This window comes from Thermus hydrothermalis (assembly GCF_022760925.1).
Taxonomy (GTDB): Bacteria; Deinococcota; Deinococci; order Deinococcales; family Thermaceae; genus Thermus; species Thermus hydrothermalis.
On sequence record NZ_JAKTNT010000003.1, the window covers coordinates 64,712 to 88,338 of the forward strand.

Annotated in this window: 32 protein-coding genes; 17 read left to right on the top strand and 15 right to left on the bottom strand. The window is 68.4% G+C overall.

Annotated features, from left to right (window positions below):
- The first annotated feature begins 17 nt into the window (after positions 1-17).
- Together L0C60_RS02675 and argB are read left to right on the top strand one after the other, a co-directional pair.
- Positions 18-509, top strand: coding sequence for a hypothetical protein (locus tag L0C60_RS02675; RefSeq protein ID WP_234507427.1), 492 nt, complete (start codon positions 18-20; stop codon positions 507-509).
- Positions 502-1,269, top strand: a complete 768-nt coding sequence (gene argB, locus L0C60_RS02680; RefSeq protein WP_243092481.1) for an acetylglutamate kinase — start codon at positions 502-504, stop codon at positions 1,267-1,269. The genes L0C60_RS02675 and argB overlap by 8 nt, the downstream gene beginning before the upstream one ends.
- On the opposite strand, the gene L0C60_RS02685 is transcribed toward argB, so the two are convergent.
- Genes L0C60_RS02685 through L0C60_RS02700 form a run of 4 tightly spaced genes read right to left on the bottom strand, consistent with a single transcriptional unit; the run spans position 1,238 to position 3,212 of the window.
- Positions 1,238-1,735 (bottom strand): type 1 glutamine amidotransferase domain-containing protein, encoded by a 498-nt coding sequence (locus L0C60_RS02685; RefSeq protein ID WP_234507423.1) that lies wholly within the window; start codon positions 1,733-1,735, stop codon positions 1,238-1,240. The two genes, argB and L0C60_RS02685, sit on opposite strands and share 32 nt — an antisense overlap.
- Positions 1,698-2,168 (bottom strand): NUDIX hydrolase, encoded by a 471-nt coding sequence (locus L0C60_RS02690; protein ID WP_234507421.1) that lies wholly within the window; start codon positions 2,166-2,168, stop codon positions 1,698-1,700. The genes L0C60_RS02685 and L0C60_RS02690 overlap by 38 nt, the downstream gene beginning before the upstream one ends.
- A gap of 29 nt (positions 2,169-2,197) precedes the next feature.
- A complete protein-coding gene (locus L0C60_RS02695) occupies positions 2,198-2,791 on the bottom strand; it encodes a MazG family protein (protein WP_234507419.1) in 594 nt (197 codons plus the stop codon).
- The gene (locus L0C60_RS02700; RefSeq protein ID WP_234507416.1) at positions 2,766-3,212 is read right to left on the bottom strand and encodes a hypothetical protein; all 447 of its coding nucleotides are present in this window, start codon (positions 3,210-3,212) and stop codon (positions 2,766-2,768) included. The genes L0C60_RS02695 and L0C60_RS02700 overlap by 26 nt, the downstream gene beginning before the upstream one ends.
- Before the next feature lie 77 nt (positions 3,213-3,289).
- Between L0C60_RS02700 and L0C60_RS02705 the strand changes: the two genes are divergently transcribed.
- Genes L0C60_RS02705 through L0C60_RS02715 form a run of 3 tightly spaced genes read left to right on the top strand, consistent with a single transcriptional unit; the run spans position 3,290 to position 4,622 of the window.
- Positions 3,290-3,709 carry a copper chaperone PCu(A)C gene (locus L0C60_RS02705; protein WP_234507415.1) on the top strand — a complete coding sequence of 140 codons (420 nt, stop codon included), beginning with the start codon at positions 3,290-3,292 and terminating at the stop codon, positions 3,707-3,709.
- Positions 3,706-4,287, top strand: coding sequence for an SCO family protein (locus L0C60_RS02710; RefSeq protein WP_234507413.1), 582 nt, complete (start codon positions 3,706-3,708; stop codon positions 4,285-4,287). Before L0C60_RS02705 ends, L0C60_RS02710 begins: the two co-directional genes overlap by 4 nt.
- A gap of 8 nt (positions 4,288-4,295) precedes the next feature.
- On the top strand, positions 4,296-4,622 hold the full coding sequence (locus tag L0C60_RS02715) for a dolichyl-phosphate-mannose-protein mannosyltransferase (RefSeq protein WP_234507546.1): 327 nt from the start codon (positions 4,296-4,298) through the stop codon (positions 4,620-4,622).
- Here L0C60_RS02715 and L0C60_RS02720 read toward each other — a convergent pair.
- Positions 4,619-5,413 (bottom strand): ZIP family metal transporter, encoded by a 795-nt coding sequence (locus tag L0C60_RS02720; RefSeq protein ID WP_234507411.1) that lies wholly within the window; start codon positions 5,411-5,413, stop codon positions 4,619-4,621. The two genes, L0C60_RS02715 and L0C60_RS02720, sit on opposite strands and share 4 nt — an antisense overlap.
- Before the next feature lie 65 nt (positions 5,414-5,478).
- Between L0C60_RS02720 and prfA the strand changes: the two genes are divergently transcribed.
- Complete coding sequence (prfA, locus tag L0C60_RS02725) at positions 5,479-6,543, top strand: peptide chain release factor 1 (RefSeq protein ID WP_234507409.1); 1,065 nt, start codon at positions 5,479-5,481, stop codon at positions 6,541-6,543.
- Positions 6,543-7,010: an NUDIX hydrolase gene (locus L0C60_RS02730; RefSeq protein ID WP_267962761.1), complete on the top strand. Its 468-nt coding sequence runs from the start codon at positions 6,543-6,545 to the stop codon at positions 7,008-7,010. The genes prfA and L0C60_RS02730 overlap by 1 nt, the downstream gene beginning before the upstream one ends.
- Here the strand turns inward: L0C60_RS02730 and L0C60_RS02735 are convergent.
- Positions 7,007-7,672, bottom strand: coding sequence for a hypothetical protein (locus L0C60_RS02735; RefSeq protein WP_234507408.1), 666 nt, complete (start codon positions 7,670-7,672; stop codon positions 7,007-7,009). The genes L0C60_RS02730 and L0C60_RS02735 overlap by 4 nt on opposite strands.
- Positions 7,673-7,720: 48 nt before the next feature.
- Here L0C60_RS02735 and L0C60_RS02740 point away from each other — a divergent pair, with 48 nt between their 5' ends.
- Positions 7,721-8,770, top strand: a complete 1,050-nt coding sequence (locus L0C60_RS02740; RefSeq protein ID WP_234507406.1) for an NADH:flavin oxidoreductase/NADH oxidase — start codon at positions 7,721-7,723, stop codon at positions 8,768-8,770.
- Here L0C60_RS02740 and L0C60_RS02745 read toward each other — a convergent pair.
- From L0C60_RS02745 to L0C60_RS02755, 3 genes are read right to left on the bottom strand one after another with little or no spacing between them, the layout of a single operon-like run.
- Positions 8,767-9,054 (bottom strand): winged helix-turn-helix domain-containing protein, encoded by a 288-nt coding sequence (locus L0C60_RS02745; RefSeq protein ID WP_234507404.1) that lies wholly within the window; start codon positions 9,052-9,054, stop codon positions 8,767-8,769. The genes L0C60_RS02740 and L0C60_RS02745 overlap by 4 nt on opposite strands.
- The gene (locus L0C60_RS02750) at positions 9,036-9,587 is read right to left on the bottom strand and encodes a hypothetical protein (RefSeq protein WP_243092482.1); all 552 of its coding nucleotides are present in this window, start codon (positions 9,585-9,587) and stop codon (positions 9,036-9,038) included. Before L0C60_RS02750 ends, L0C60_RS02745 begins: the two co-directional genes overlap by 19 nt.
- Complete coding sequence (locus tag L0C60_RS02755) at positions 9,584-10,006, bottom strand: hypothetical protein (RefSeq protein ID WP_234507400.1); 423 nt, start codon at positions 10,004-10,006, stop codon at positions 9,584-9,586. The genes L0C60_RS02750 and L0C60_RS02755 overlap by 4 nt, the downstream gene beginning before the upstream one ends.
- Before the next feature lie 87 nt (positions 10,007-10,093).
- Here L0C60_RS02755 and L0C60_RS02760 point away from each other — a divergent pair, with 87 nt between their 5' ends.
- Entirely contained in the window at positions 10,094-11,053 is a 960-nt protein-coding gene (locus L0C60_RS02760; RefSeq protein WP_234507398.1) for a quinone oxidoreductase family protein, read from the top strand.
- Here L0C60_RS02760 and L0C60_RS02765 read toward each other — a convergent pair.
- A complete protein-coding gene (locus L0C60_RS02765; RefSeq protein WP_243092483.1) occupies positions 11,042-11,941 on the bottom strand; it encodes a carbohydrate kinase family protein in 900 nt (299 codons plus the stop codon). The two genes, L0C60_RS02760 and L0C60_RS02765, sit on opposite strands and share 12 nt — an antisense overlap.
- 130 nt (positions 11,942-12,071) lie before the next feature.
- On the opposite strand from L0C60_RS02765, the gene L0C60_RS02770 reads away from it, so the two are divergent.
- Both L0C60_RS02770 and L0C60_RS02775 read left to right on the top strand, forming a co-directional pair.
- The gene (locus tag L0C60_RS02770) at positions 12,072-13,898 is read left to right on the top strand and encodes an aldehyde ferredoxin oxidoreductase family protein (RefSeq protein WP_234507394.1); all 1,827 of its coding nucleotides are present in this window, start codon (positions 12,072-12,074) and stop codon (positions 13,896-13,898) included.
- A gap of 52 nt (positions 13,899-13,950) precedes the next feature.
- Complete coding sequence (locus tag L0C60_RS02775) at positions 13,951-14,460, top strand: ubiquitin-like small modifier protein 1 (protein WP_234507392.1); 510 nt, start codon at positions 13,951-13,953, stop codon at positions 14,458-14,460.
- Here the strand turns inward: L0C60_RS02775 and L0C60_RS02780 are convergent.
- Positions 14,457-15,086, bottom strand: coding sequence for a metallophosphoesterase (locus L0C60_RS02780; protein WP_234507390.1), 630 nt, complete (start codon positions 15,084-15,086; stop codon positions 14,457-14,459). The genes L0C60_RS02775 and L0C60_RS02780 overlap by 4 nt on opposite strands.
- Positions 15,087-15,114: 28 nt before the next feature.
- On the opposite strand from L0C60_RS02780, the gene L0C60_RS02785 reads away from it, so the two are divergent.
- Positions 15,115-15,999 carry a histone deacetylase family protein gene (locus tag L0C60_RS02785; RefSeq protein ID WP_234507388.1) on the top strand — a complete coding sequence of 295 codons (885 nt, stop codon included), beginning with the start codon at positions 15,115-15,117 and terminating at the stop codon, positions 15,997-15,999.
- Here L0C60_RS02785 and L0C60_RS02790 read toward each other — a convergent pair.
- Together L0C60_RS02790 and L0C60_RS02795 are read right to left on the bottom strand one after the other, a co-directional pair.
- Positions 15,969-16,823, bottom strand: a complete 855-nt coding sequence (locus tag L0C60_RS02790; RefSeq protein ID WP_234507386.1) for a GNAT family N-acetyltransferase — start codon at positions 16,821-16,823, stop codon at positions 15,969-15,971. The genes L0C60_RS02785 and L0C60_RS02790 overlap by 31 nt on opposite strands.
- A gap of 33 nt (positions 16,824-16,856) precedes the next feature.
- A complete protein-coding gene (locus L0C60_RS02795; protein ID WP_234507384.1) occupies positions 16,857-17,495 on the bottom strand; it encodes a histidine phosphatase family protein in 639 nt (212 codons plus the stop codon).
- Positions 17,496-17,512: 17 nt separating this feature from the next.
- On the opposite strand from L0C60_RS02795, the gene L0C60_RS02800 reads away from it, so the two are divergent.
- Both L0C60_RS02800 and aspC read left to right on the top strand, forming a co-directional pair.
- A complete protein-coding gene (locus L0C60_RS02800) occupies positions 17,513-18,433 on the top strand; it encodes a diacylglycerol/lipid kinase family protein (RefSeq protein WP_234507382.1) in 921 nt (306 codons plus the stop codon).
- A gap of 131 nt (positions 18,434-18,564) precedes the next feature.
- A complete protein-coding gene (gene aspC / locus L0C60_RS02805) occupies positions 18,565-19,722 on the top strand; it encodes an aspartate/prephenate aminotransferase (protein ID WP_234507380.1) in 1,158 nt (385 codons plus the stop codon).
- On the opposite strand, the gene lspA is transcribed toward aspC, so the two are convergent.
- Positions 19,719-20,171 (bottom strand): signal peptidase II, encoded by a 453-nt coding sequence (gene lspA / locus L0C60_RS02810; RefSeq protein ID WP_234507378.1) that lies wholly within the window; start codon positions 20,169-20,171, stop codon positions 19,719-19,721. The two genes, aspC and lspA, sit on opposite strands and share 4 nt — an antisense overlap.
- Positions 20,172-20,244: 73 nt before the next feature.
- On the opposite strand from lspA, the gene rpmB reads away from it, so the two are divergent.
- From rpmB to L0C60_RS02825, 3 genes are read left to right on the top strand one after another with little or no spacing between them, the layout of a single operon-like run.
- A complete protein-coding gene (rpmB, locus tag L0C60_RS02815) occupies positions 20,245-20,541 on the top strand; it encodes a 50S ribosomal protein L28 (protein ID WP_071676882.1) in 297 nt (98 codons plus the stop codon).
- 56 nt (positions 20,542-20,597) lie between these two features.
- Complete coding sequence (locus L0C60_RS02820; RefSeq protein WP_234507376.1) at positions 20,598-21,293, top strand: M23 family metallopeptidase; 696 nt, start codon at positions 20,598-20,600, stop codon at positions 21,291-21,293.
- Positions 21,294-21,297: 4 nt separating this feature from the next.
- Complete coding sequence (locus tag L0C60_RS02825) at positions 21,298-22,395, top strand: AI-2E family transporter (protein ID WP_234507373.1); 1,098 nt, start codon at positions 21,298-21,300, stop codon at positions 22,393-22,395.
- Here L0C60_RS02825 and L0C60_RS02830 read toward each other — a convergent pair.
- Positions 22,392-23,627: a uracil-xanthine permease family protein gene (locus tag L0C60_RS02830; RefSeq protein ID WP_234507371.1), complete on the bottom strand. Its 1,236-nt coding sequence runs from the start codon at positions 23,625-23,627 to the stop codon at positions 22,392-22,394. The two genes, L0C60_RS02825 and L0C60_RS02830, sit on opposite strands and share 4 nt — an antisense overlap.

Consider the following 23,627-nt stretch of genomic DNA (forward strand, 5'->3'; position numbering starts at 1 on the left):
AAGGGCTAGTATAGGGCGTGGTGCGGAGCTTTCTCTCCTTCCACGTCAAGGCCCCCTTGGAGGAGGTGGCGGCTTGGGCGGGAGGCCGCACCCAGGGGGCCGGGGTGTACCTGGTGCCCGACCCCCCCTGGGTGAGCCTCTACCACGAGGCCCTCGAGGCCGAGGAGGACCCAGAGGCCATACGGGCCTTCCTGAAGGCGCTTTCAGGGCTGGGGCCTGCCCTGGCCTTTATGGTCCTGAACGAGGAGGACCTCCTCTTCCTCCTGGCGGAGGGGGGCGAGGTGGTGGCCGAGCTCAGGCGGGGCCCGGAACTGGGGGAAGCCCTTTCGGCCCCCGAGGCGCTTCTTCCCCTTCTAGAGGAGGCTAGGCGGATGCCCCCCACGGGCGCCGTCCAGGCCCTCGCCGCCCGCTTCGGCCTCCACCCCGACCACGCCCTTTTGGGGTTTGGGGACCTCTTGGAGGCCGAGGAGGAGGAAGGCTTGCCCGAGGAGGTGGTCTACCTTGAGTGAGGCCCTCTTGGTGAAGGTGGGAGGAAGCCTAAGGGGGGCTGAGGCCCTTTTGGACGAACTCGCCCGCTATCCCGGGCCCCTGGTCCTGGTCCACGGCGGCGGCCCCGAGATCGGGGCCCTCCTCGCCCGGCTGGGGTACGAGAGCCGTTTCGTGGGGGGCCTGCGCGTGACGCCCAAGGAGCACCTCGAGGCGGTGGAGATGGCCCTCTACCTTACGGGCAAGCGCCTGGCGGAGGGGCTTTCCCGAAGGGGAAGAAGGGCCCTCGCCCTTTCCGGGAGGGACGCCCTTTGCCTGAAGGGCAGAGCCCTTCCCGAGCTCGGCCGGGTGGGGGAGGTGGTGGGGGTGGAGGCGGGGCTTTTCCTGGACCTTCTGGAGAAGGGCTACACCCCCCTCCTCGCCCCCATCGCCCTGGACGAGGAGGGCCCCTTGAACGTCAACGCCGACACCGCCGCCGGCGCCGTGGCCGGGGCCTTGGGGTGGGGGGCGGTGTTCCTCACCGACGTGGAGGGGGTCTATGCGGACCCCAAGGACCCCAAGACCCGCCTTTCCCGCCTCACCCCGGAGGAGGTGGAGGCCCTGAAGGCCCAAGGGGTCATCCAAGGGGGGATGATCCCCAAGGTGGAGGCGGCCTTGGCGGCGCTCCGGGCCGGGGCCCCCTGGGCGGCCATCGCCAAGGGAGGCCTGGGGGTTTTGGAGAGGGTGCTTTTGGGCGAGGCGGGGACCCTTTTCACCCTAGGAGCCCGAGAAAGGCCCGCATGAACCCGGGCAGGTCCTTGGGCCCCTGGGCGGTCACCAGGTTGCCGTCCACCACCACCCCTTCCTCCTGGTAGAGCCCGCCGGCGTTCACCAGATCGTCCCGGATGGAGGCGAAGCCCGTGACCCGCCTGCCCCGCACCACCCCGGCGCTGATGAGGACCCAGCCCGCATGGCAGATGGCCCCTAAGGGCTTCCCCTCTTCCGCCACCTTCCGCACCAGGGCCAAGACGGCCTCGCTCCGCCGCAGGTAGTCGGGGGCGAACCCGCCGGGGATGAGGAGACCCGCAAGCTCCGGGGCCTCCCCTGCGGCCAGGTCCGCCTTCCAGCCAAAGCCCGACTTGGCCCGGTACTCCCGGGCCTCGAGCCCCAGGACCACCGGGGTGTACCCCGCCTCCTGCACCCGGTAGTAGGGGTAGAGGAACTCCCGCTCGTCAAAGAGGTCCGCCAGCAAAATCCCGATGCGCCGCACGCCACACCTCCAGGAACTCCTTCAGGATATTCCCCGTCACCCCCCAGATGTCCACCCCCCGCCAGGGGAAGTGCCACACGGTGCGCCCTAGGCGCACCTCGCTCCAAGGGGCCAGGGCCAGAAGCTCCTCCAGGGGAGCGAGGAGGACCTCCGCCACCTCCTCCGGGTTGGGCTTTAGGGGGGGGAGGTCTTCCCGGAAGACCACCACGGGCTGCACCCAAAACCCTTGGGGGGAAAGGGTGGGGGAGAGGAAGCCCAAGGGCTCCACCCCCTTGAGCCCCACCTCCTCCTCCGCCTCCCTTAAGGCCGCCTCCACCACCCCTTCCCCCGCTTCCACCACCCCTCCGGGGAAGCTCACCTGGCCGGCGTGGGTGGGGAGCGAGGGGCTACGCCGGGTGAAGAGGAGGTGCCCTCCCAGGAGGGGCACGGCCACCGCCGCTAGGCGAAAGCCCTGGGGGAGGGCTACCTCCGGCAGGCTTTGCGGGAGCGCCTTCTTAAGGCGGTCTCGGGGTCCAAACCCCTTTTGGCGAAAAGCCCCACCAGGTTCCAAAGCGCCTCCTCCAGGTCGCCTCTTTCCAGGGCCAGCAAAAGCCCTTCCTCGCTTCCGGGGTCTATGCCTTTGCGCTGGAGCTCGTAGGCCCTTAACAGGGTGGGGAGGTTCTTGGGCAGGCCGCAAGGGTCTTCCCGCTTCCCTTCCTGGGCCTTCAGGTCTTCCCAGCGGGCCTTCACCTCCTCCGGGGTCTTGGCCTTTGCCTCCCCGAAGACGTGGGGGTGGCGGCGGATGAGCTTTTCCACGATGGCCCGCTCTACGTCCTCGTAGGCAAAGCGCCCCTCCTCCTCGGCGATGACGCTGTGGAAGGCCACCTGGAGGAGGACGTCCCCAAGCTCCTCCGCCATCTCCTTGGGGTTTCCCCCAAGGAGGGCGTCCGCCGCCTCCGAGGCCTCCTCCAGGAGGTAGGGGACCAGGCTCTCGTGGGTCTGGGCCCGGTCCCAGGGGCACCCCCCGGGGCCCCTGAGGCGGCGCATCACCTCAAGCAGGCGTTCCATGCCCCCCATTCTCCCGCAAAAGGAGCCCGCCCAAAAGGGAGAGCCCCACCAGAAGGAGGCTTAGGGGGTCCAGGGGGGCGGGTTCCAGGACCACTCCCGTGGGGGTGGGCAGGGGAAGCCCGGTGGTGCGGGTGAGGAAGAAAAGGGCGAGAAGCGCCCCCACCAGAAAGCGCCCGGTCCGGAGCCAGGCGGGGCCAAGGCGCACCTCCAGAAGGGGCAGGAGGAGGAGGGAAAGCCCGTAGCCTAGCTCCAGGGCCAAAAGGAGCATGAAGAGGAGGCCATACCAAAACCCCGGGGTTTGCAGGGCCAAGGCGGGGTCTTTCTGGCGGAAGACCTCCCCGCAGAGCCCCCCGCCCAAGGGGGTATCCCCCAGGCCGAGGAGCTGGAGGAAGAAGGGGAGGGTGAGGAGGATGCCGGCTATGCGGAGCATGGTCTAAAGCTCCTTCCCGGGGGCATCTTACCCCGGTGAAGTACATTTGTCCCCCCAAGGCCCCCTATCCTGAGGCCATGCGGCGCTGGATGGGGTTCTTCCTCCTTCTCGGCCTGGCCTTGGCCCAGGAGGTGCGGGTGGTGGAGGGCTGGGTCCGCTACCCGGCCACCTTGGCCGTGACCGCCGCTTACCTCACCTTGGAAAACCCGGGGGAGGCTCCCTTGCGCCTGGTGGGGGCGGAGGCGGCTTGGGCCGAGCGGGTGGAGCTTCACGGCACCTTCCACCAGGAAAAGGACGGCAAGATGGTCATGGGGATGCGGCCCGTGGACTTCGCCGAGGTCCCGCCCAAGGGAAAGCTTGCCCTCAAGCCCGGGGGGTACCACCTCATGCTCTTCAACCTCAAGCGGCCCCTCAAGCTGGGGGAAAAGGTGGAGCTCGTTCTCCGGTTCCAAGACGGCACCCGGCTTAAGGTGCTCCTGCCCGTGGAGGCCCGATGAGGCGGCTTTGGCTTCCCCTTGCCCTCTTGGCCCTCCTGGGGGTGGCCTACCTCCTCCTGCCCAAGGGGCATAGCTTCTACGGCACCCGGCTCATGAACCCCAAGCCCGTGGACTTTACCCTGGAAAGCCCCGGGGGCCCGGTGCGCCTGGCCGACCTCGAGGCCAAGGTGGTCCTGCTCTTCTTTGGCTACGTGCACTGCCCCGATGTTTGCCCCACTACCCTTCTCGCCCTGAAGCGGGCTTACGAAAAGCTTTCCCCGAAGGAGCAGGAAAGGGTGCGGGTAGTCTTCGTGAGCGTGGACCCGGAGCGGGACCCCCCCGAGGTGGCGGACCGCTACGCCAAGGCCTTCCACCCGAGCTTCCTGGGCCTTTCCGGGAGCCCTGAGGCCATCCGGGAGGTGGCCCAACGCTTTGGCGTCTACTACCAGAAGACCCAGTACCGGGGGCCGGGGGAGTACCTGGTGGACCACACCGCCACCACCTTCGTGGTGCAAGGGGGGAGGCTCGTCCTCCTCTTCAGCCCGGACAAGGTGGAGGCCACGGACCAGGTGGTGGCGGACCTTAGGGCCTTGTTGTAGCATGAAGCATGGCGGATTTCAGAGATTTCTTGGAAAAGGCCAAGGAGACGGTGCGGTCCGTGGCCGATGAGGTGGAAAAGCGCCTCTTGGAGCTCAAGGACAAGCTGGACCAGGACAAGGATGGCCGGCCCGACGTGGTGGAGCGGGCCTTGGAGGAGGCCAAAAAGGCGCTGGAGGAGGCCAAGGCCCGCTTGAAGGAACTGGATCAGGACCAGGACGGGCTTCCCGACGGGCTCAAAAGCTTGGCGGAGGCGGCCAAGAAGGCGGCGGAGACCGCCAAGGCCAAAGCGGAGGAGGCCGCCCGCCTCCTACGGGAGCGCTTGGGCCGGGACTAGCCCAAGGCCACGTCCAGGGCCATCATGGTGGCGAAGCCCACCATGACCCCAAAGCTGGAAACGTCCCCGTTGCCCTCCGCCTGGCTTTCCGGGATCACCTCCTCCACGATGACGAAAACCATGGCCCCCGCCGCCAGGGCCATGAGGTAGGGAAGGAGGGCCATCATCTGCCCCACCAAAGCCGCCCCCAGGAGCGCCCCTAAAGGCTCCACGATGGCGGAGAGTTGGCCGTAGAAGAAGGCGAGCCCCGCCCCCACCCCTGCCCGCCGCAGGGGCCAGGCCACGGCCAGGCCCTCGGGCAGGTTCTGAAGCCCAATGCCCACGGCCAGGGCGATGGCCCCACCCAGGCTTGCCGCCCCCGTGGGGTCTAGGCCCGCCGCCCCGAAGGCCACCCCCACCGCAAGCCCCTCGGGGAAGTTGTGCAGGGTGATGGCCAGGATGAGGAGGGTGGTGCGCCGCCAGGGGGTGGGCACGCCTTCCGCCTGGGCCCCCGGCATGAGGTGAACGTGGGGAAGGAGGCGGTCCACAAGGCGCAACAAGGCTCCCCCCAGGAGGAAGCCCACCACCGCCGGAACGAGGGGGTTTTGCCCTTGGGCCTCCGCCATCTCCATCCCTGGCAGGAGGAGGGAGAAGACGCTGGCGGCCAGCATCACCCCGGCGGCGAAACCCAGCATGCCGTCTAGGAGTTTGCGGCTGGGCTCTCGGGCGAGGAAGACGCTGGCCGCCCCCACCGCGGTCAGCCCCCAGGTGAAAAGGCCCCCAAGGAGGGCGTGAAAGAGGGGGGTGTCCATGCCCCCAATTTTAGGCAAACCTAAATCCCGGGGCAAGCCCGCTTTGGGGTATCCTGAGATAAGGTATGCTGGATAAGCTTGCGCGCCTAGAAGAAGAGCACCGGGAGCTGGAAGCGCTCCTTGCCGACCCCGAGGTCCTAAAGGACCCCAAGCGCTACCAGAACCTTTCCCGGCGCTATGCGGAGATGGGGGAGATCATCGCCCTCATCCGGGAGTACCGCAAGGTCTTGGAGGACCTCGAGGGCCTAGAAACCCTCCTGGAAGACCCCGACCTGAAGGAGGAGGCCAAGGCGGAGAAGGAACGGCTTCTTGCCCGGAAGGAAGCGCTAGAAAGGGAGCTTGAGCGCCACCTCCTGCCCAAAGACCCCATGGACGAAAGGGACGCCATCGTGGAGATCCGGGCCGGCACCGGGGGGGAGGAGGCGGCCCTTTTCGCCCGGGACCTTTTGGAGATGTACCTCCGCTTCGCCGAGGAGATGGGGTTTGAAACGGAGATCCTGGACTCCAACCCCACGGACCTAGGGGGCTTCTCCAAGGTGGTCTTTGAGGTGCGGGGTCCGGGGGCCTACGGCACCTTCAAGTACGAAAGCGGGGTCCACCGGGTGCAACGGGTTCCGGCCACGGAAACCCAGGGGCGGATCCACACCTCCACGGCCACGGTGGCCGTCTTGCCCAAGGCGGAGGAGGCGGACTTCCAGCTCAACATGGACGAGATCCGCATTGACGTGATGCGGGCCTCGGGGCCTGGGGGGCAGGGGGTGAACACCACGGACTCCGCCGTGCGGGTGGTGCACCTGCCCACGGGGATCATGGTCACCTGCCAGGACTCCCGGAGCCAGATCAAGAACCGGGAGAAGGCCCTCATGATCCTCAGGAGCCGCCTTTTGGAGATGAAGCGGGCGGAGGAGGCGGAAAAGCTCCGCCAGACCCGCCTGGCCCAGATCGGCACCGGGGAGCGCTCGGAGAAGATCCGCACCTACAACTTCCCCCAGTCCCGGGTCACGGACCACCGCATCGGCTTCACCACCCACGACCTCGAGGGCGTCCTCTCGGGCCACCTCCAGCCCCTTTTGGAGGCCCTCAAGCGGGCCGACCAGGAGCGGCAGCTGGAGGCCATGACGGAAGCGTGATGCGCCGCGAGATCCTGGTGGTGGCGGCCATCCTCCTGGACCGCCAGGGCCGGGTCCTCTTGGTGGGGAACGACTGGGGCCGCCGGGGCCAGGTGCGCTATACCCTTCCCGGGGGCACGGTGGAGCCCGGGGAGACGGTCTTGGAGGCCTTGGCCCGGGAGGTGCGGGAGGAAACGGGCCTTTGGGTCAAGGCGGTGGAGCACCTGGCCTACGTGATCCAGGTGGAGGACCGGCGCAAGAACGAGCGCACCCTGGCCATGGCCTTCAAGGCCAGCTACGAGGGGCTTTTAAACCCTAAGGACCCCGATGGACACATCGTGGAGGCCCGCTTTTTCACCCCGGAAGAGGTGGCGGTCAAGCTTTCCGGGCACCGCCCCTTGCAGGAGCCCCTTTTGGATTACCTTTCAGGGGAGCGGGGGCGGTTTTACGCCTACACCGGCTGGGGCCAACCGGGGGTGCGGGTCTAGGGGCCGAGTTTCCGCTTGAGGTAGCTAAGAAGCTCCTCCAAGGTCTTCCTTAGGGCCCGTTGCTCCTCCGCCAGGACCTCCAGGGGGTCCTTGGGGGCCTCGGTGCCGCTAAAGGTCTTGAAGAGCAGGGTGGGGTTGCCGCACCGGGGGCAGGCCACCTCCGTTGGCCGCACCGAGGGGGCGTAGAAGACCCGGGCCCCGCACCGGGGGCAGAGGAGGTACTTGGCCCCCAGGGCCTCCCCTTTGCGTACCGCTTCCGCCAGTTCCCTGGCCTCTTCCTGGGGAAAGCCCAGGAAGTAGTCCTCCCCCACGGGGACGAGGCCCAGGCTTTCCTCGGTGCTCCTTAGGTCGCCCCGCTTGCCCTCGGGCACCTCCCAGGTATAGCCGTTCCAACGGAAGTGGCGGAGGTGCTTTCGCCCCTCCAGGTCCTCTATCTCCACGATGAGTTGGAGGTTTGGGTCCTTGGGGTAGTAGAAAAGGCGCACCCCCTGGACGCCGGAAAGGCTTTTGGTGCGGGGGAGGGTGTAGCTCAAAGGCCCGTCGCCCTTGGCGGGGTAGCCCACCAGGCGCTCCAGGTCGTAGAGGGTGAGGCCGGGGCGCTCCATGTCCCCGAAGAGGAGGCGTTCCACGTAGCGGAAGGCGGCCTCGAGGCCTGGGTCCATAGGCAAATCTTACCATGCGAGAAAGGGTTTCTTGGCAATAATAGGCGCATGCCTCTCCTCTTTACCCCTCTAGAGCTTCGCGGCCTGCGGCTAAAAAACCGCCTTGCCATGTCCCCCATGTGCCAGTACTCGGCCACGGAGGACGGGAAGGTGACGGACTGGCACCTCCTCCACTACCCCACCCGGGCCCTGGGGGGCGTGGGGCTCGTGCTCCTCGAGGCCACCGCCGTCCTCCCCGAGGGGCGCATCAGCCCCTTTGACCTGGGCATCTGGTCGGAGGACCACCTCCCGGGGTTGGCGGAGCTGGCCCGCCGCATCCGGGAGGCGGGGGCGGTGCCGGGCATCCAGTTGGCCCACGCCGGGCGCAAGGCGGGGGTGGCGCGGCCCTGGGAAGGAGGAAAGCCCTTGGGCTGGCGGGTGGTGGGGCCAAGCCCCATCCCCTTCGCCGAGGGCTACCCCGTGCCCGAGCCCCTGGACGAAAGGGGGATGGAGCGGGTCTTGGAGGCCTTCGTGGAGGGGGCGAGGCGGGCCCTTAGGGCGGGCTTCCAGGTGGTGGAGCTCCACATGGCCCACGGCTACCTCCTCTCCTCCTTCCTCTCCCCCTTGAGCAACCAAAGGGAGGACGCCTACGGGGGGAGCTTGGAAGGCCGCATGCGCTTTCCCCTACGGGTGGCCCAGGCGGTGCGGGAGGCCCTGCCCGAGGAGGTTCCCCTTTTCGTGCGCCTTTCCGCCACGGACTGGGCGGAAGGGGGGTGGGGCCTGGAGGACACCCTGGCCTTCGCCCAAAGGCTCAAGGCCCTGGGGGTGGACCTTTTGGATCTCTCCAGCGGGGGCGTGGTGCCTTGGGTGCGGGTGCCGGTGGCCCCAGGCTTTCAGGTGCCCTTCGCCGATGCCGTGCGCAAGCGGGTGGGGCTTCGCACGGGGGCCGTGGGGCTCATCACCACCCCGGAGCAGGCGGAAACCCTCCTCCAGGCGGGAAGCGCCGACCTCGTCCTCCTGGGGCGGGTGCTCCTTAGGGACCCCTACTTCCCCTTGCGGGCGGCTCAGGCCCTGGGGGTCAAGGCGGAGGTCCCGCCCCAGTACGCCCGGGCCTTCTAGCCCTTAAGGAGGGCCAAAAGGGCTTCCCGGTGGGCCAGGTAGGCGGCCCGCCCTTGGGGGGTGAGCCGGACCCAGGTCTTGGGCTTCCTTCCCACGAAGCCCTTCCGCACGGCCACGTACCCCGCCTCCTCCAGCTTCTGCAGGTGGCTTGCCAGGTTGCCCTCGGTGAGGCCAAGGGCGTTTTTTAGCCAGGAGAACTCCACTTCGGCCTCCTCCCCCAGGGCGGCCAGGAGGGCCATGAGGCGGAGGCGGGTTTCCTGGTGGATTAAGGGGTCCAGCGCCATACGAGCCGCACCCCCAAGAGGAGAGCGAGAAAGCCCACCAGGGCCATGCCCCATGCCCACCCGTCGGGAAAGACGCGAAGGAGGAGGAGGGCGAGGAGGAATAGCCCCAAGCCGCCAAGGAGGAGTTCCCGCACCTTCCAAAGGACCCCGGTGAGGGCGAGGCCGAAGGCCACGAGGCTTACCAGGAAGCTTTGGCCCTCGAGGCCCTTAGGGGGCAGGAGGAAGGCCCAGTGAAGGAGGTAAAAGAGGGCGAGAAGCCCCCAGAGGGCGAAGACCAGGAGGCCCCGCTCGCTCCGCACCGCTTCCCTTTGCCGGAAGCCCAGGTAAAACGTGAGCAGGGTGGCCAGGGGGGCGGTGAGGGCGAAGAAGGGCCCAGCCCACGCCGGGTGGAGGGCCTGGAGGAGGTAGCCCAGGGCCCAGACCCCGCCCCAAAGGACCAGGTACCACCCCCCGAGGAGGGCGAGCCTGAGCCGCGCCGCCTGCGCGCTCCTTTGGGCGGCCTGGAGGAGGTGTTGGGCCTCTTCCCGCCTCACGGCCTCCCTCCCCCCAGGAGAAGCCTCAGGTAGAAACCCCCGAAGGTGGGGGCGTGGGTGTAGCCCACCCCAAGCCCCACCGCCCAGCCGCCTTCCCCCCTCGGGAAGTAGAAGGCCCGCACCCCCAGGTCCAGGAGGAACCCTCCTTGGTTGCCCCCTTCCCCGCCCCCAAGGCCCAGGCCAGGCAAGAGGTAGAAGCCCTCCCCCAGGGAAAGCCAAGGCCCCACCACCAGGGCGCCCCCCCTGCCCCCGGGCCCGCCCCAGGCCTCTCCCCCCAGGGCCAGGCCTTGGAAGGTGCCGAACCCCCCGCCGCCCCCTTGGAACCCGCCTCCGTAGCCCAGGAAGCCGTAGCCCAAGGAGCCGCCAAGGGCCTGGGCGCTCAGGGCCAGCGCCGCTACCCAGAAGGCCATGCGCCGCATATTCACCTCCTACAAAATACTTTGTATCGCAAAGTCCTTTGCTTTTCAAGAGGTGCGGGGCGGGGAGGGCTTGGGTAGACTAGGCCCATGCGGGCGATCCGGGTACACGAGGTGGGCGGGCCCGAGGTGTTGCGGCTGGAAGACCTTCCCCTTCCCGAGCCGGGGCCAGGGGAGGTGTTGGTGCGGTTGGAGGCCATCGGGGTCAACTACATTGACACCTACAAGCGGAAGGGCCTTTACCCTATGCCCCTCCCCTTCACCCTGGGGGAGGAAGGGGCTGGGGTGGTGGAGCGGGTAGGGGAAGGGGTGTTGGGGGTGCGCCCGGGGGACCGGGTGGCCTTCGCCAACGTGCAAGGCGCTTACGCCGAGTACCAGCTCGTCCCCGCCGAGCGCCTGGTGCCCATCCCCGAGGGGCTTAGCCCCAAGTTGGCGGCGGCGGCCCTCCTCCAGGGGATGACCGTGCACTACCTCCTGAAGAGCACCTACCCCGTGGGGCCGGGAACCCAGGTCCTGGTGCACGCCGCCGCGGGGGGTGTGGGCACCCTCCTCGTCCAGTGGGCCAAACGGCTTGGGGCCACGGTCTACGCCACGGCCAGCACCGAGGAGAAGCGGGCCCTGGCGCGCTCCTTGGGGGCGGACTACGCCCTTCCCTACGAGGGCTTTGCCCAGGCGGTGAAGGCCCTTTCCGGGGGCGGTGTGGACGTGGTCTACGACGGGGTGGGGCAGGCCACCTTTCTGGAGAGCCTCGAGGCCCTCCGCCCCCGGGGCTACCTGGTCCTCTTCGGCCAGTCCTCCGGCCCCGTGCCGCCCCAGGACCCCCAGATCCTGAACCGCAAGGGAAGCCTCTTCCTCACCCGCCCCACCCTCCACCACTACACGGCGAGCCGCAAGGAGCTCCTCTGGCGGGCGGGGGAGGTCTTCCAGGGGGTGCGGGAGGGGTGGCTTAAGGTCTTGATTGGGGCCGAGTTCCCCTTGGAAAAGGCCAAGGAGGCCCACGAGGCCCTGGAGGGGCGGAAGACCACGGGGAAGGTCCTCCTAATCCCCTAGGAAGCGGGCCTTCCAGGCCCTAAGGCCTTCCTCGGGCAGGTAGGCCCCCCGCACGGTGCAGGCCAGGGCGGCGAGGGCCATGGCCCCCCTTAGGCTTTCCTCCAGGTCCTCCGGGGTGAGGGAGGGGAGGCTTGCCTTGCCGTAGCCTTTCCGCAGGAGGAGGGCGAGGAGGCCCGCCGTGAAGCTATCCCCCGCCCCCACGGTGTCCGCCACCGCCACCCTTTCCGCCGGCAGGCGCACCTCCTTTTCCCCCAAGAAGGCCAAGGCCCCCTCCTCCCCCAGGGTGAGGACCTTGAGGGGTGGAGGAAGCCCCCTTACCCCTTCCACCGGGCCTTCCGGGAAGAGGAGGCGGGCGTCCTCCAGGGAAAGCTTCAGGAGGTCCACCCGTCGTAGGTAGCTTTGGATGCGCGCCCGCTCCTCCCCCGTGGGCGGGTGGCGCAGGTTGGGGTCGTAGGAGAGGAGGGCCCCTTCCGCCTCTTCCACAAGGGCCAGGACCCCATCCGCCGTGCGCCCTTCCAGGGCGAAGAGGGAGCCGAAGTGGAAGGCCCTCGCCCCCTTTAGGGCCCCCTTCGGGGGGCGGAAGGCCCCTTGGAAGGGGCGGTGGAAGCTATAGGTGGCGTTACCCCCTTCCAGGCGCACCAGGGCGAGGGGCATGGGGCCCTCGTGGCGCACGAGATGGGCTTCCAAGCCCCTTCGGGCCATTTCCTCCTCGCTCCAACGGGAGAGCCAGTCCGTGCCCACCTCGGAGAGGAAGCGCACGGGAAAGCCGAGCCGGGCCAGGGTGGTGGCGGTGTTCAGGGCCGAACCTCCCAGGACCCCGGTGAAGCGCAAGGGGTTTTCCCCCTCCAGGATGAGGTCCACCAGGACCTCGCCGCAAAGGGCCAGCATAGGTCCATTATCCCCGAATGGCTTCACATTCTTCCCCGGGAAAGTGGTATAATCCACCCCGAAACCAGGGCAACCCCGTGCGGTCTTCATGGCGCCCTTTGCCTTTATCCCGCCCTCAGGAGGTGTGAGAATGCTTGGAGGATATGCCCACAGGATCGCCCGTATAGACCTCACGAGCGGCAAGGTGGAGTACTTTGCCCCCGACCCCAAGGACCTGGAGATGTACGTGGGGGGCCGGGGCCTTGGGGTGAAGTACGTGTTTGAGAACGGCCCCCAGGTGGACCCCTTTAGCCCGGACAACCTCCTGGCCATCATGAACGGCCCCCTCTCCGGCACCCGGGCCAAGATGTCGGGGCGGCTCGCCGTGGTCACCAAAAGCCCCCTCACGGGCACGGTCACGGACAGCCACATGGGGGGTTGGACCGCCGCCAAGCTGAAGTGGGCGGGGTTTGACGGCCTCCTCATCAAGGGGGCTTCGGAGAAGCCCGTCTACCTCCTGGTGAAGGACGGGGAGGTGACCCTCCACGACGCCAGCGACCTCTGGGGCAAGACCACCCACGAGGTGCACCGCATCCTCCGCGAGCGGCACGGGGAGGAGGCGGACGTGATGGCCATCGGCCCTGCCGGGGAGAACCGGGTGCGCTTCGCCAACTGGATCAACAACGACGAGCGGGCGGCGGGCCGCGGGGGCACCGGGGCGGTGGCGGGGAGCAAGCGGCTCAAGGCCATCGTGGTGGTGGGCAAGCAGGACCACATGCCCCAGCCCAAGGATCCGGAGCTTTGGCGGGAGGCGGACCGGCTGGCCTCCGCCACCATCAACGACCCCAAGAACGTCACCGCCCCCAAGAAGGGCGGGCTTTCCCTCTACGGCACCAACGTCCTCATGAACATCACCAACGTCATGGGGGCCCTGCCCACCTTTAACGCCCAGCACACCTGCATAGACGGGGTCCAGACCATCTCCGGGGAGTACATCCGGGAGCACCGCCTCATCAAGGACAACACCTGCCATGCCTGCCCCGTGGCCTGCAAGAAGATGGTGGAGGTGCACGTAAACGGCAAGACCATCCGCTTTGAGTCCTACGAGTACGAGTCCGCCTGGGCCCTGGGGGCCCACGCCGGGCACACGGACACCGACTGGACGGGCTACGCCATCTACCTCTGCAACGCCTACGGCATGGACACCATTGAGGCGGGCAACGCCATCGCCGTCCTCATGGAGGCCACGGAGAAGGGCTACTACACGGGGGAGGACGGGATCCGCTTCGGGGACAAGGAAGGGGAGATCCGGATCCTCGAGGCCATCGCCCTCCGCAAGGGGGTGGGGGACATGCTGGCGGAAGGCCCGGCCCGCTTCGCCAAGGCCATCGGCCATCCCGAGATCTCCTTGGAGGTGAAGGGCCAGTCCATCCCCGCCTACGACCCCCGGGGCCTCAAGGGCATGGGCATCGCCTACGCCACCTCCAACCGCGGGGCCTGCCACCTCCGGGCCTACACCCCGGCCTCCGAGATCCTGGGGGTGCCCTACAAGACCGACCCCTTGGCCTGGGAGGGCAAGGGCAAGCTCACCAAGCTCTTCCAGGACCTTTCCGCCTTCACCGACTCCCTGGACCTCTGCAAGTTCAGCCAGTTCGCCGAGGGACCCGAGGAGTACGCCAAGCAGCTTGCCGCCTACTGGGGCCGCCCGGTGACCCCGGAGGAGATCCTGACCATCGGCGAGCGCATTTACAACCTGGAGCGCTACTACAACAACCTGGCGGGCTGGGCCGAGGGCTCGGACTACCTGCCCAAGCGCTTCCTGGAGGAGGCCTCGGACTGCGCCGGCTCTAAGGGGCAGCGCACGGAGCTGGACCTCATGTTGGAGGAGTACTACCGGGAGCGGGGCTGGGAAAAGGGCGTGGTGCCCAGGGCGAAGCTCGCCGAGCTCGGCATCCTCTCCCAGGCGGCGGACGATTAAGCCTTCTTCCAAGGCCCCGGCCCTCGAGGGGGCCGGGGTTTAAACTGGCCCTATGCCCAAGGTGAACCTTTACGCCACCTTCCGCGACCTCACGGGGCAAAGCCACCTGGAGGTGGAGGGCAGGACCGTGGGGGAGGTGTTGGAGAACCTGGTCCGGGCCTACCCCAAGCTAAGGGAGGAGCTCTTTGAGGGGGAGGCCTTGGCGGAGCGGGTTTCGGTCTTTTTGGAGGGGCGGGACGTGCGGTATTTGGCGGGGCTTGCCACCCCCTTGGGCCCGGACGCCACCTTGGACCTTTTCCCCCCGGTGGCGGGCGGGGCGCCGGAGGCCACCTTCGGGGCGCTTCCCCCGTGGCTTTTGGAGGAATACCTGGTTTCCTGGGGCGGGAGGAAGCTGGAGGAAGGCCACTACGCCCTTCCCGGGGCCACGGTCCGCTTCGCCGAGGCCGAGCCCCTAAGGGTGGGAAGCCTGAGCGTGCCCCAGCTTTGGGTCCAGGTGGAGGGGGAGGAGGCGGAGGCCTGGTTTAACCGCATCGCCTTCGCCGCAAGCCGCGGGGGCGGCTAAAGGGTTAGGAGGGTGTAGCCCTGGACGTGCACCACCTCCACCCCCAAGGGGGTGCGGTAGCCCCTCTTGGGGTTCGCCCCGAGAAGGGGGGTGTGGCCGTGGACGTGGAGCCGGGGGCGGAAAAGGCGGTGGAAGAGGAGGAAGGCGCCGCTTCCCCTATGGGCGTGGTCCTCCCCAGCCGTGGGCCCGGGGGGCGGGGCGTGGGTGAGGAGGACGTCCACGCCGTGCCCCCCAAGGAGCCGCCTGGGTAGGAGGAAAAGGGGCTTGAGGGCCAGGCGGTAAAGCGCTGCCTCCGCGAGTTGTCCTTCCCCTTCCCGGTAGCGGGGCACCCCCCCGATGCCGTAGAAGAGGAGCCCCTGGTGGCGGTAGAGCCTCCCGTGCAGGTTCACCACCCCCCCGGGGCGCTTCTTCCGTCCCTCTTCCCACACCCACTCCTCCCCGTGGTTGCCGGGCACGTAGAGCACCGGCACCGCCACCTTGCTGGCCACGTACTCCAAGTACTCCCCCGGCAGGTCCCCCGCCGCCAGGACCAGGTCAAAGGGCGGGAGGTTGTGGGGGAAGCGGGGGGAGTGGATGTGGGGGTGGACCTGGTCGGAGAGGAGAAGGAGGCGCACGCTTCTTTTCATTGTGGCAGAAAGGCGTAAGGATAGGAGCGTGCGGGCTTACACCACGGCCCACCTCTCCTTCTCCCTCCCCGAGGGGCACCCCTTTCCCCTCTACAAGTACGGGGGGGTGGCGGAGGCCCTAAAGGGGCTTCTTCCCATCCTCCCCGCCCCCGAGGTGCCCAAGGAGGCGCTTTACCTGGCCCACGAGCGGGAATACCTGGATAGGCTCTTTACGGAGGGGCTTACCCGGGAGGAGTCCTTGCGCCTGGGGCTACCCTTTAGCCAAGCCCTCCTCCAAAGGGCCCTCCACGCCGCTGGGGGGACCTTGCGGGCGGCGGAGGACGCCTTGGAGCTGGGCCTTGGGCTGAACCTTGCGGGCGGCACCCACCACGCCTTCCCGGGGCGGGCCGAAGGGTATAGCCTCTTCAACGACGTGGCCGTGGCCATCCACTGGCTGAGGGCCAAACGGGGCTTTGGGGGACGGGTCTTGGTGGTGGACCTGGACGCCCACCAGGGAAACGGCACCGCCGTCTTCTTCCAGGATGACCCCCTGGTCTTCACCCTCTCCCTGCACGGGGAGCGGAACTACCCCTTGAAGAAGGAGCGGAGCGACCTGGACGTGGGCTTCCCCGATGGGGTAGGGGACGAGGCCTACCTAAGGGCCCTCGAGGCCGCCCTAGAGGTGGCCCAGGACTTCCGCCCCGGCCTTGTCTTCTACAACGCCGGGGTGGACGTCCTCAAAGGGGACCGCTTCGGCCGCCTGGCCCTGAGCTTGGAAGGGGTTGGGCGGCGGGACCTCGCCGTCTTCCGCTTCGTGAAGGGGCTCGGCGTGCCCTTGGTGGTGGTCATGGGCGGGGGGTACAACCGGGACCCCGCCCTCACCGTGGCCGCCCACGCCACCACCTACCGCCTGGCCCTGAGCTCCTTGGCGTAGGTGGCCACCGCCTCCTCGAGGCTAAACCCCAGGCCCCGGTATAGCTCCAAGGCCCCCTTCTCGTGGTCGTGGGCCCGCACCCGGAGAAGCCTCGCCCCCTTCCTTTGGGCGAGCCTTGCCGCCTCCGCCAGGAGGGCGCGCCCGATCCCCTTCCCCCGCGCCCTGGGCACCACGCCGATGTAGGCCACGCTCGCCTCCTGGTCCTCCAGCTCCACCTCGGCCATGCCCACCGGCTCCTCCCCTTGGTAGGCCACCAGGAGGTGGATGGCGGGGTCAGCGAAGTGCTCCGCCAGCTCCTCGTCCGTCCACTTGAGGCGCAAGGCCCAGCCCTCCTCGCTTTCCCGGTAAAGCTCCCGGTACACCTCGGGCCCCGGGAAGCCCTCCCGGATGCGCACGCCCTCGGGGGGCGGGAAGTCCAGGCCCTCCGGGTTTTTCACGAAGAAATAGGTAACGTGGAGGAGGCCGTACCCCGCCTCCTCCAGGGCCTCGCGCACCGCTTCGTTCTCCTGACGGGGGAAGGCGTAAAGCCTTTCCACCCCAAGCGCCTTGGCCCGTTCTTCCGCCGCCTCTAGAAGTGGGCGGAGGTCCTCTTTCCGGTAGGCCAAGGGGCCCTCCAGGGCGGCCCCGTCCCAGAAGGGGTAGAGGCCCACGTACCCCGCCACCTCCCCGTCCCGGAGGAGGATGAGGCCGTCTTCCAGTTCCTCGGCGAGGCCCTCGAGGTCCCGCGCCTCCGGGGCCAAGACCCCCCTTTGGGGGCTTTCGTCCATGAAGCGGAGGAGCTTTAAAAGCCCCGGCAGGTCCTGGCGGGCCACGGGCCGAATCATGCCCTAAGTCTACCCCTAAGGCCCCGGGGGCGGCTAGGGACAAGGGTCCAGGTTGAGGGCCTTCACCACCCCTTCTTCCCCATAGAAGTCCACCATGGTGAGCCGGGCGTAGTCCTGCTCTAGCCTTAAGCCCTCCTCCGGGGGAAGGGGAAGGGCGAGGCTTAAGGCGGCGCGGTTTACCGTGCAGTTCCCCACCACCAGGATGGCCTGGCCCCTATGCCTTCGCAAAAGGCCCTTCACCGCCTCCTGCCCCCGCACCCACGCCTCCCGCACGCTCTCGCCCAGGGGCGGGGCGAAGCCCGCCTCGTCCTCCAGCCAGGCCCGCACCGCCTCGGGGTAGCGGGCCTCCACCTCGGCGAAGCTAAGCCCTTCCCAAGCCCCCCAGCGCCTTTCCCGGAGTTCGGGAAGGAGGGCGTAGGGTACCCCCAGGGCCTCCCCCAGGAGGGCCGCCGCTTCCCTTTCCGCCAGGCTATCGGCGGCGTAGACCCGGACCACGGGATAGCGCTTGAGGAGGGGCACGAGGGCCAGAAGGGCCCGCCTGCCCTCCTCGGCCAGGGGAAGGCCCGGATGGCTATAGAGGACGTGGCCCGGGTTCTCCACCGGCCCGGCCCGGGTGAGGAGGAGGGTGGTCTTGGGGTGGGGGCCTTGCAGGAAATGGGCGAGGAGGCCCATGGCCCTAGAATACGGGGGTGGAACGTTGGGTCATCGTCAACCCGGCGGCAGGCCGGGGCAGGGTGGGGAGGCTTTCCGGGGCCATCCTGAGGGCCGCCCGGGACAGGGGGGCCAAGGCCTTCCTCACCGAAGGCCCGGGCCACGCCACGGAGCTCGCCCAACGGGCCCCCGAGGGGGCACGGGTGGTGGCCGTGGGGGGGGATGGCACGGTGCACGAGGTGCTCCGGGGCCTCGCCGGCACGGAAAAGGTCCTGGGGGTGGTGCCCATCGGGAGCGGGAACGATTTCGCCCGCATGTTGGGCCTGAGGGGGCTTCCGTGGCCTATGGCCTTGGAGCACGCCCTCCTCGCCCCCGAGGAGGCGGTGGACCTTTGCCGGGTGAACGGGGAGCCCTTTGGCGCCTCCTTGGGCGTGGGTTTTGACGCCCTGGTGGCCAAGAAGGCCCTTTCCGCCCCCTCCTTCCTCCGGGGCATGCCCCGGTACCTTTATGCCCTCTTCGCCGTGCTCAAGGCCCTGCGGCTCCCCGAAGGGCGGCTCCTTTTGGACGGGAAGGAGGTCTACCAGGGCCCCCTCCTGCTCCTCGCCGCCATGAACGGCCCCGCTTACGGGGGCGGCATCCCCATCGCCCCCATGGCCGACCCGCAGGACGGGCTCCTCTCCGTGGTCCTGGCCAAGCGCTTTTCCCGGCCCGGGGTGGTCTTCATCCTGCCCCGGCTTCTCCTCGGCAAGCACCTCTCCCACCCCCAGGTGGAGGCCTTTGCGGCGAGGACGGTGGAGCTGGCCTTCCCTTACCCCGTGCCCGCCCACGCCGACGGGGAGCTTTTGCCGGAGGCGAGCGCCTACCGGGCGGCGGTGGAGCCCTTGGGCCTCAAGGTGGTGGGCCGGCGGGCCGGGGCCAAGGGGCGTAAGCCCCTCCTGCGGCCCCTGGAGGCTTCCTAAAGGGATTCCTCCATGCGTTCTAGAAGGTACTGAAAGCGGCGCCCTTGTAGGTGCCTTCGCACCACGTCCACCGCCTGGGCCAGGGCCTGGTCCACGTTCCCATCCTACCCCTTCCGCCCTATACTTAGGCCATGCGCGGCCTCTCGCAAAGGGTCAAGGCCATGAAGCCCTCGGCCACGGTGGCGGTGAACGCCAAGGCCCTCGAGCTCAGGCGCCAAGGGGTGGACCTGGTGGCCCTCACCGCCGGCGAGCCCGACTTTGACACCCCAGAACACGTGAAGGAAGCGGCGCGGCGGGCCTTGGCCCAGGGCAAGACCAAGTACGCCCCCCCGGCGGGCATCCCCGAGCTGAGGGAGGCAGTGGCGGAGAAGTTCCGCCGGGAAAACGGCCTCGAGGTGCGCCCGGAGGAGACCATCGTCACCGTGGGCGGGAAGCAGGCCCTCTTCAACCTCTTCCAGGCCATCCTGGACCCCGGGGACGAGGTCATCGTCCTGGCCCCCTACTGGGTGAGCTACCCCGAGATGGTGCGCTTCGCCGGGGGGGTGCCGGTGGAGGTCAAGACCCTCCCGGAAGAGGGCTTCGTGCCGGACCCCGAGCGGGTGCGGCGGGCCATCACCCCCCGCACCAAGGCCCTGGTGGTGAACTCCCCCAACAACCCCACGGGGGCCGTCTACCCCGAGGAGGTCCTTAAGGCCTTGGCCGAGCTCGCCCAGGCCCACGACTTCTACCTCATCTCCGACGAGATCTACGAGCACCTCATCTACGAGGGGGCCCACTTCTCCCCGGGGCGGGTGGCCCCCGAGCACACCATCACCGTGAACGGGGCGGCCAAGGCCTTCGCCATGACGGGCTGGCGCATCGGCTACGCCTGCGGGCCCAAGGAGGTCATCAAGGCCATGGCCGACGTTTCCAGCCAGTCCACCACGAGCCCCGACACCATCGCCCAGTGGGCCACCCTCGAGGCCCTCACCAACCAGGAAGCCTCCCGCGCCTTCGTGGAGATGGCCCGGGAGGCCTACCGGAGGCGGCGGGACCTGCTTCTTGCGGGTCTAGCCCAGATGGGCCTAAAGGCGGTGCGCCCACAAGGGGCCTTCTACGTCCTCATGGACACGGCTCCCATCGCCGAGGACGAGGTGAAGGCGGCGGAGCGCCTTTTGGAGGCGGGGGTGGCCGTGGTCCCGGGGACGGACTTCGCCGCCTTTGGCCACGTGCGCCTTTCCTACGCCACCAGCGAGGATAACCTGAAGAAGGCCCTGGAGCGCTTCGCCCGGGTCCTCCAAAGGGTTTAGAACGCTCGCCTGCGCCGCCTGGGGGTGAAGAGGAGGAGAAGGGCCCCCAGGGTCACGCAGATATCCGCCAGGTTGAAGACGGGGAACTGGGCGATGGGGGGGATGGAGGTGCCGAGGTCCAAATAGTCCACCACCCACCCCCGGCCCAGGCGGTCTATCCCGTTCCCCAAGGCCCCGGCGGCGATGAGGGAGAGGGCGAGGGCTTGAGCGAAGGGGTAGCGGCGGCTTGCGAGGAGGTAGAGGAGGGCCGTCCCCACCACAAGGCTCAGCCACCCCAGGAGGAAGGCCTTCCCCTGCAAAAGGCCGAAGCCCGCCCCGGCGTTGCGCACCAGGGTGAGGTAGAGGAGGTCGCCCAGGAGGGGCTTCGGCACCGGGGAGAGGTTCTCCAGGGCCCAGAGCTTGAGGATCTGGTCAAGGGCTATGAGCAAGGGCACGAGCACCGTGGGCATCCCCCAGAGTCTACCGGATGGGGCCCTTTGTGCTATACTCCATAGGGTTTGCCTTCGGGCACGGGAGGGTGCCATGGCTAAGGTGTGTGAGATTAGCGGAAAGCGGCCCATCGTGGCCAACAGCATCCAGAGGCGGGGTAAGGCCAAGCGGGAAGGGGGCGTGGGCAAGAAGACCACGGGCATCTCCAAGCGGCGCCAGTACCCTAACCTCCAGAAGGTGCGGGTGAAGGTGGCGGGCCAGGAGATCACCTTCCGCGTGGCCACAAGCCACATCCCCAAGGTTTACGAGCTTTTGGAAAGGGCCAAGGGCCTGAAGCTAGAAGGCCTTTCCGCCAAGGAGATTAAGGAGAGGCTTCTTAAGCTCCTCTAGCCCATCCCTTCCTCCCAAGGGCCCCTAGGGGGCCCTTTTTCCTGTAGCATGGCCCTGTGGCCTGGAAGCCCGGGCACTATCTCCTCTTGGCCCTTTCCCTGTACGCCCTGGTGGTGACCCTGGGGTTTTCCTCCCGAGGGCGGCAGCTTGCCGCCCTCCGCCAGGAGGTGGCCCTTTACCAGGCCCAAGCCGCCTGGGCCCCCGAGGGTTACCGCCTGCCCCTTCCCGGGGCTTGCCTGCCCACCCGGCCCGAGAACCTGCCCAACGCCCCCCGCCCCTACCGCAAGGGGGTGAGCGCCGGCTTCGTTTTCCAGGCGGGGGACGCCTGCGTGCCCGTGGTGCGGGGCGTGGGGGTGGTGGCGGCGGCAAGCGGCGAGGTGGTGAAGGTGGACCTGGACTACCAAGAGCCTTCCCCCAAGGCCTTCCAAGCCCTCCTGGAGCGGGTGAAGGAGGGGGCGGGCCCGGAGGAGATGGACGTGCTAAGGGGCCTCGAGGTCTGGGTTCGCCACCCCGATGGCCGCACCACCGTCTACGGCCACCTCCAGGCCCCCTACCGGGGCCTAAAGGTGGGAAGCCGCCTCCACCGGGGCGATCCCTTGGGCTACGTGGGGAATACCGGCCTTCAGGGCGGGGCCTCGAGGCTTCTCTTTGAGGTCTGGGAGGGCGAGCCCGATCGGGGCCGCTTCCTCTTCCAGGGGCTTGCGGGCGAGGCCCTTTTGCGCCAGGCCAAGGCCTTCTTCGGCCTAGAATAGCCCCATGCGCGAGGCCTTCGCCAAGGTCTGGGAAAACCCCTACGTGCGGGTCCTGGTCTACCTCCTCCTCCTTTTTCTCCTCTACCGCCTCCTGGCCCGGGCCTGGCCCGCCCTTTCCGTCCTCCTCTTCGCCTTCGCCTTCGCCTACCTTTTCCACCCCTTGGTGCGCTTCTTTGAGGGCCTTAGGCTTCCCCGGGCCTTGGGGGTGGCCCTGGTCTACCTCCTCTTGGGGCTTTTCCTGGGCCTCGCCTCCTTCCTCACCGCCCAGACCCTCTTGGAACTTACCCGCTTGGCCCAGGAGCTTCCCCGGCTTTTGGATCCCTTTTTCCAATGGCTCCAGGGCCTGCCTGACCGCGTGCGGGCTGTACCCGTGCCCGAAGCCTTGCAGCCCATCCTCACCGAGGCGGGCCGAAACCTTCAGGGCCTTCTGCAGAACTTTTTGGAAATTCTTGCGCGCTGGCTCCAGGAGCTTTTGGCCCAAGGGGGGAGCCTCCTGGGCTTTTTCACCGCCCTCTTGGGCGGGGTTTTGCAACTTCTCACCGCTCTAACCCTCTCCATCTACTTCCTCTACGACCTGCCCCGGTTGGGCCGGGCCTTCCTCCTGGCCTTCCCCGAGCCCTACCAGCCCTTGGTGGCCGAGCTTTCCGCCAAGCTAGACCGGAGCGTGGGGGGCTATGTCCGGGGCCAGCTTCTCGTGGCCTTCTTGGTGGGCCTCATCGTGGGGGTGGGGCTATGGCTCGTGGGGGTGCCTTTGGCGGCGAGCCTGGGCTTCTTGGCGGGGGTGTTCAACCTCATTCCCTTCGTGGGGGTGGTCGTCTCCGGGGTGCCCGCCCTGCTCCTCGCCGCCACCGGGGGGTGGCCTAAGGTTCTCCTCGCCCTCCTCGTCCTTTGGCTCGCCAACCAGCTGGAAGGAAACCTCTTCGGCCCCCTCATCGTGGGCCGGGCCACGCGGCTCCACCCGGTGACGGCCATCGCCGCCATCCTCACCGGGGCAAGCCTCTTTGGCCTCTGGGGCGCCCTTTTGGGGGTGCCCGCCGCCGCCTTCTTGAAGGTCCTCCTGGAGGACTACTACCGGCGAAGCCGCTTCTACCGGGAAGGCTAGGGTAGGCGCTCCTCTTCCGTGGCCAGTTCCTCCGGTTCCAGTTGCCTGGGCAGAAGGAGGTTCAGAACCACACCCGCCAAGGCGGCCAGGGCCATGCCGCTCACCTTGAGGGGCAACGCCGCCCCGGCCACCTGCACCGTGCCCAGGTTGGCCACCGCCCCGCCCAGGCCCAGGACCAGGATGGCGGAAACCACGATGAGGTTCCGGCTGTGGGTGAAGTCAATCTCGGCCTCCGCCAGGGTGCGGATGCCCACGGAGGCGATCATGCCGAAAAGGAGCATGGAAATCCCCCCCAAGACCCCCTGGGGCAGGGTCTGGAGGAGGGCGGCGAGCTTGGGGGAGAAGGAGAGGAGGATGGCGAAGACCGCGGCGATGCGGAGGACCAGGGGGTCGTAGACCTTGGTCACCGCCAGGACCCCGGTGTTCTCGGAGTAGGTGGTGTTGGCGGGCCCGCCCAAAAGCCCCGCCAGGCTGGTGGCCAAGCCGTCCCCGAGGAGGGTGCGGTGGAGGCCCGGGCGGGCGAAGAAGTCCTTCCCCACCACCCGGCCGTTGGTGAGGATGTCCCCGATGTGTTCCATGACCGTGACGAAGGCCACGGGGGCGATGAGGAGCACCGCCCCCCATTCAAAGGAGGCCAGGGTGAAGGCCGGGAGGCCGAACCAGGAGGCCTCCCCTAGGGGCCTTAGGTCCACCCGGCCCAGGAGAAGGGCGAGAAGGTACCCCACCCCCACCCCCATCAGCACGGGGATCATCTGGAAAAGCCCCCGGAAGAAGACGGCGCTCACCACCGCTCCCAAGAAGGTGGCGATGGCCAAGAGCCAGTCCTTGGCCGCCATCCCCACCGCCACCGGGGCCAGGGTCAGGCCGATGACCACGATGACGGGGCCCGTGACCACCGGGGGGAAGACCTGCCGTACCCTTTCTGAGCCGATGAGGAGGACCAGAAGGGCGAAAAGGGCATAGACGAGCCCCGCCGCCGCAATGCCCCCGCCCACTGCCGCCAGGGAAAACCCCGCCTCCTTGGCCGCCAGGATTGGGGCGATGAAGGCGAAGCTGGAGCCCAGGAAGACGGGGACCATCCGCCCCGTGACCAGGTGGAAAAGAAGCGTGCCCGCTCCGGCGGTGAAGAGGGCCACCGCCGGGTTCAGCCCGGTGAGGAGGGGCACCAGCACCGTGGCCCCGAACATGGCCACCGTGTGCTGGAGGCCCAGGATAAGGTGCCGTGGCGTCAT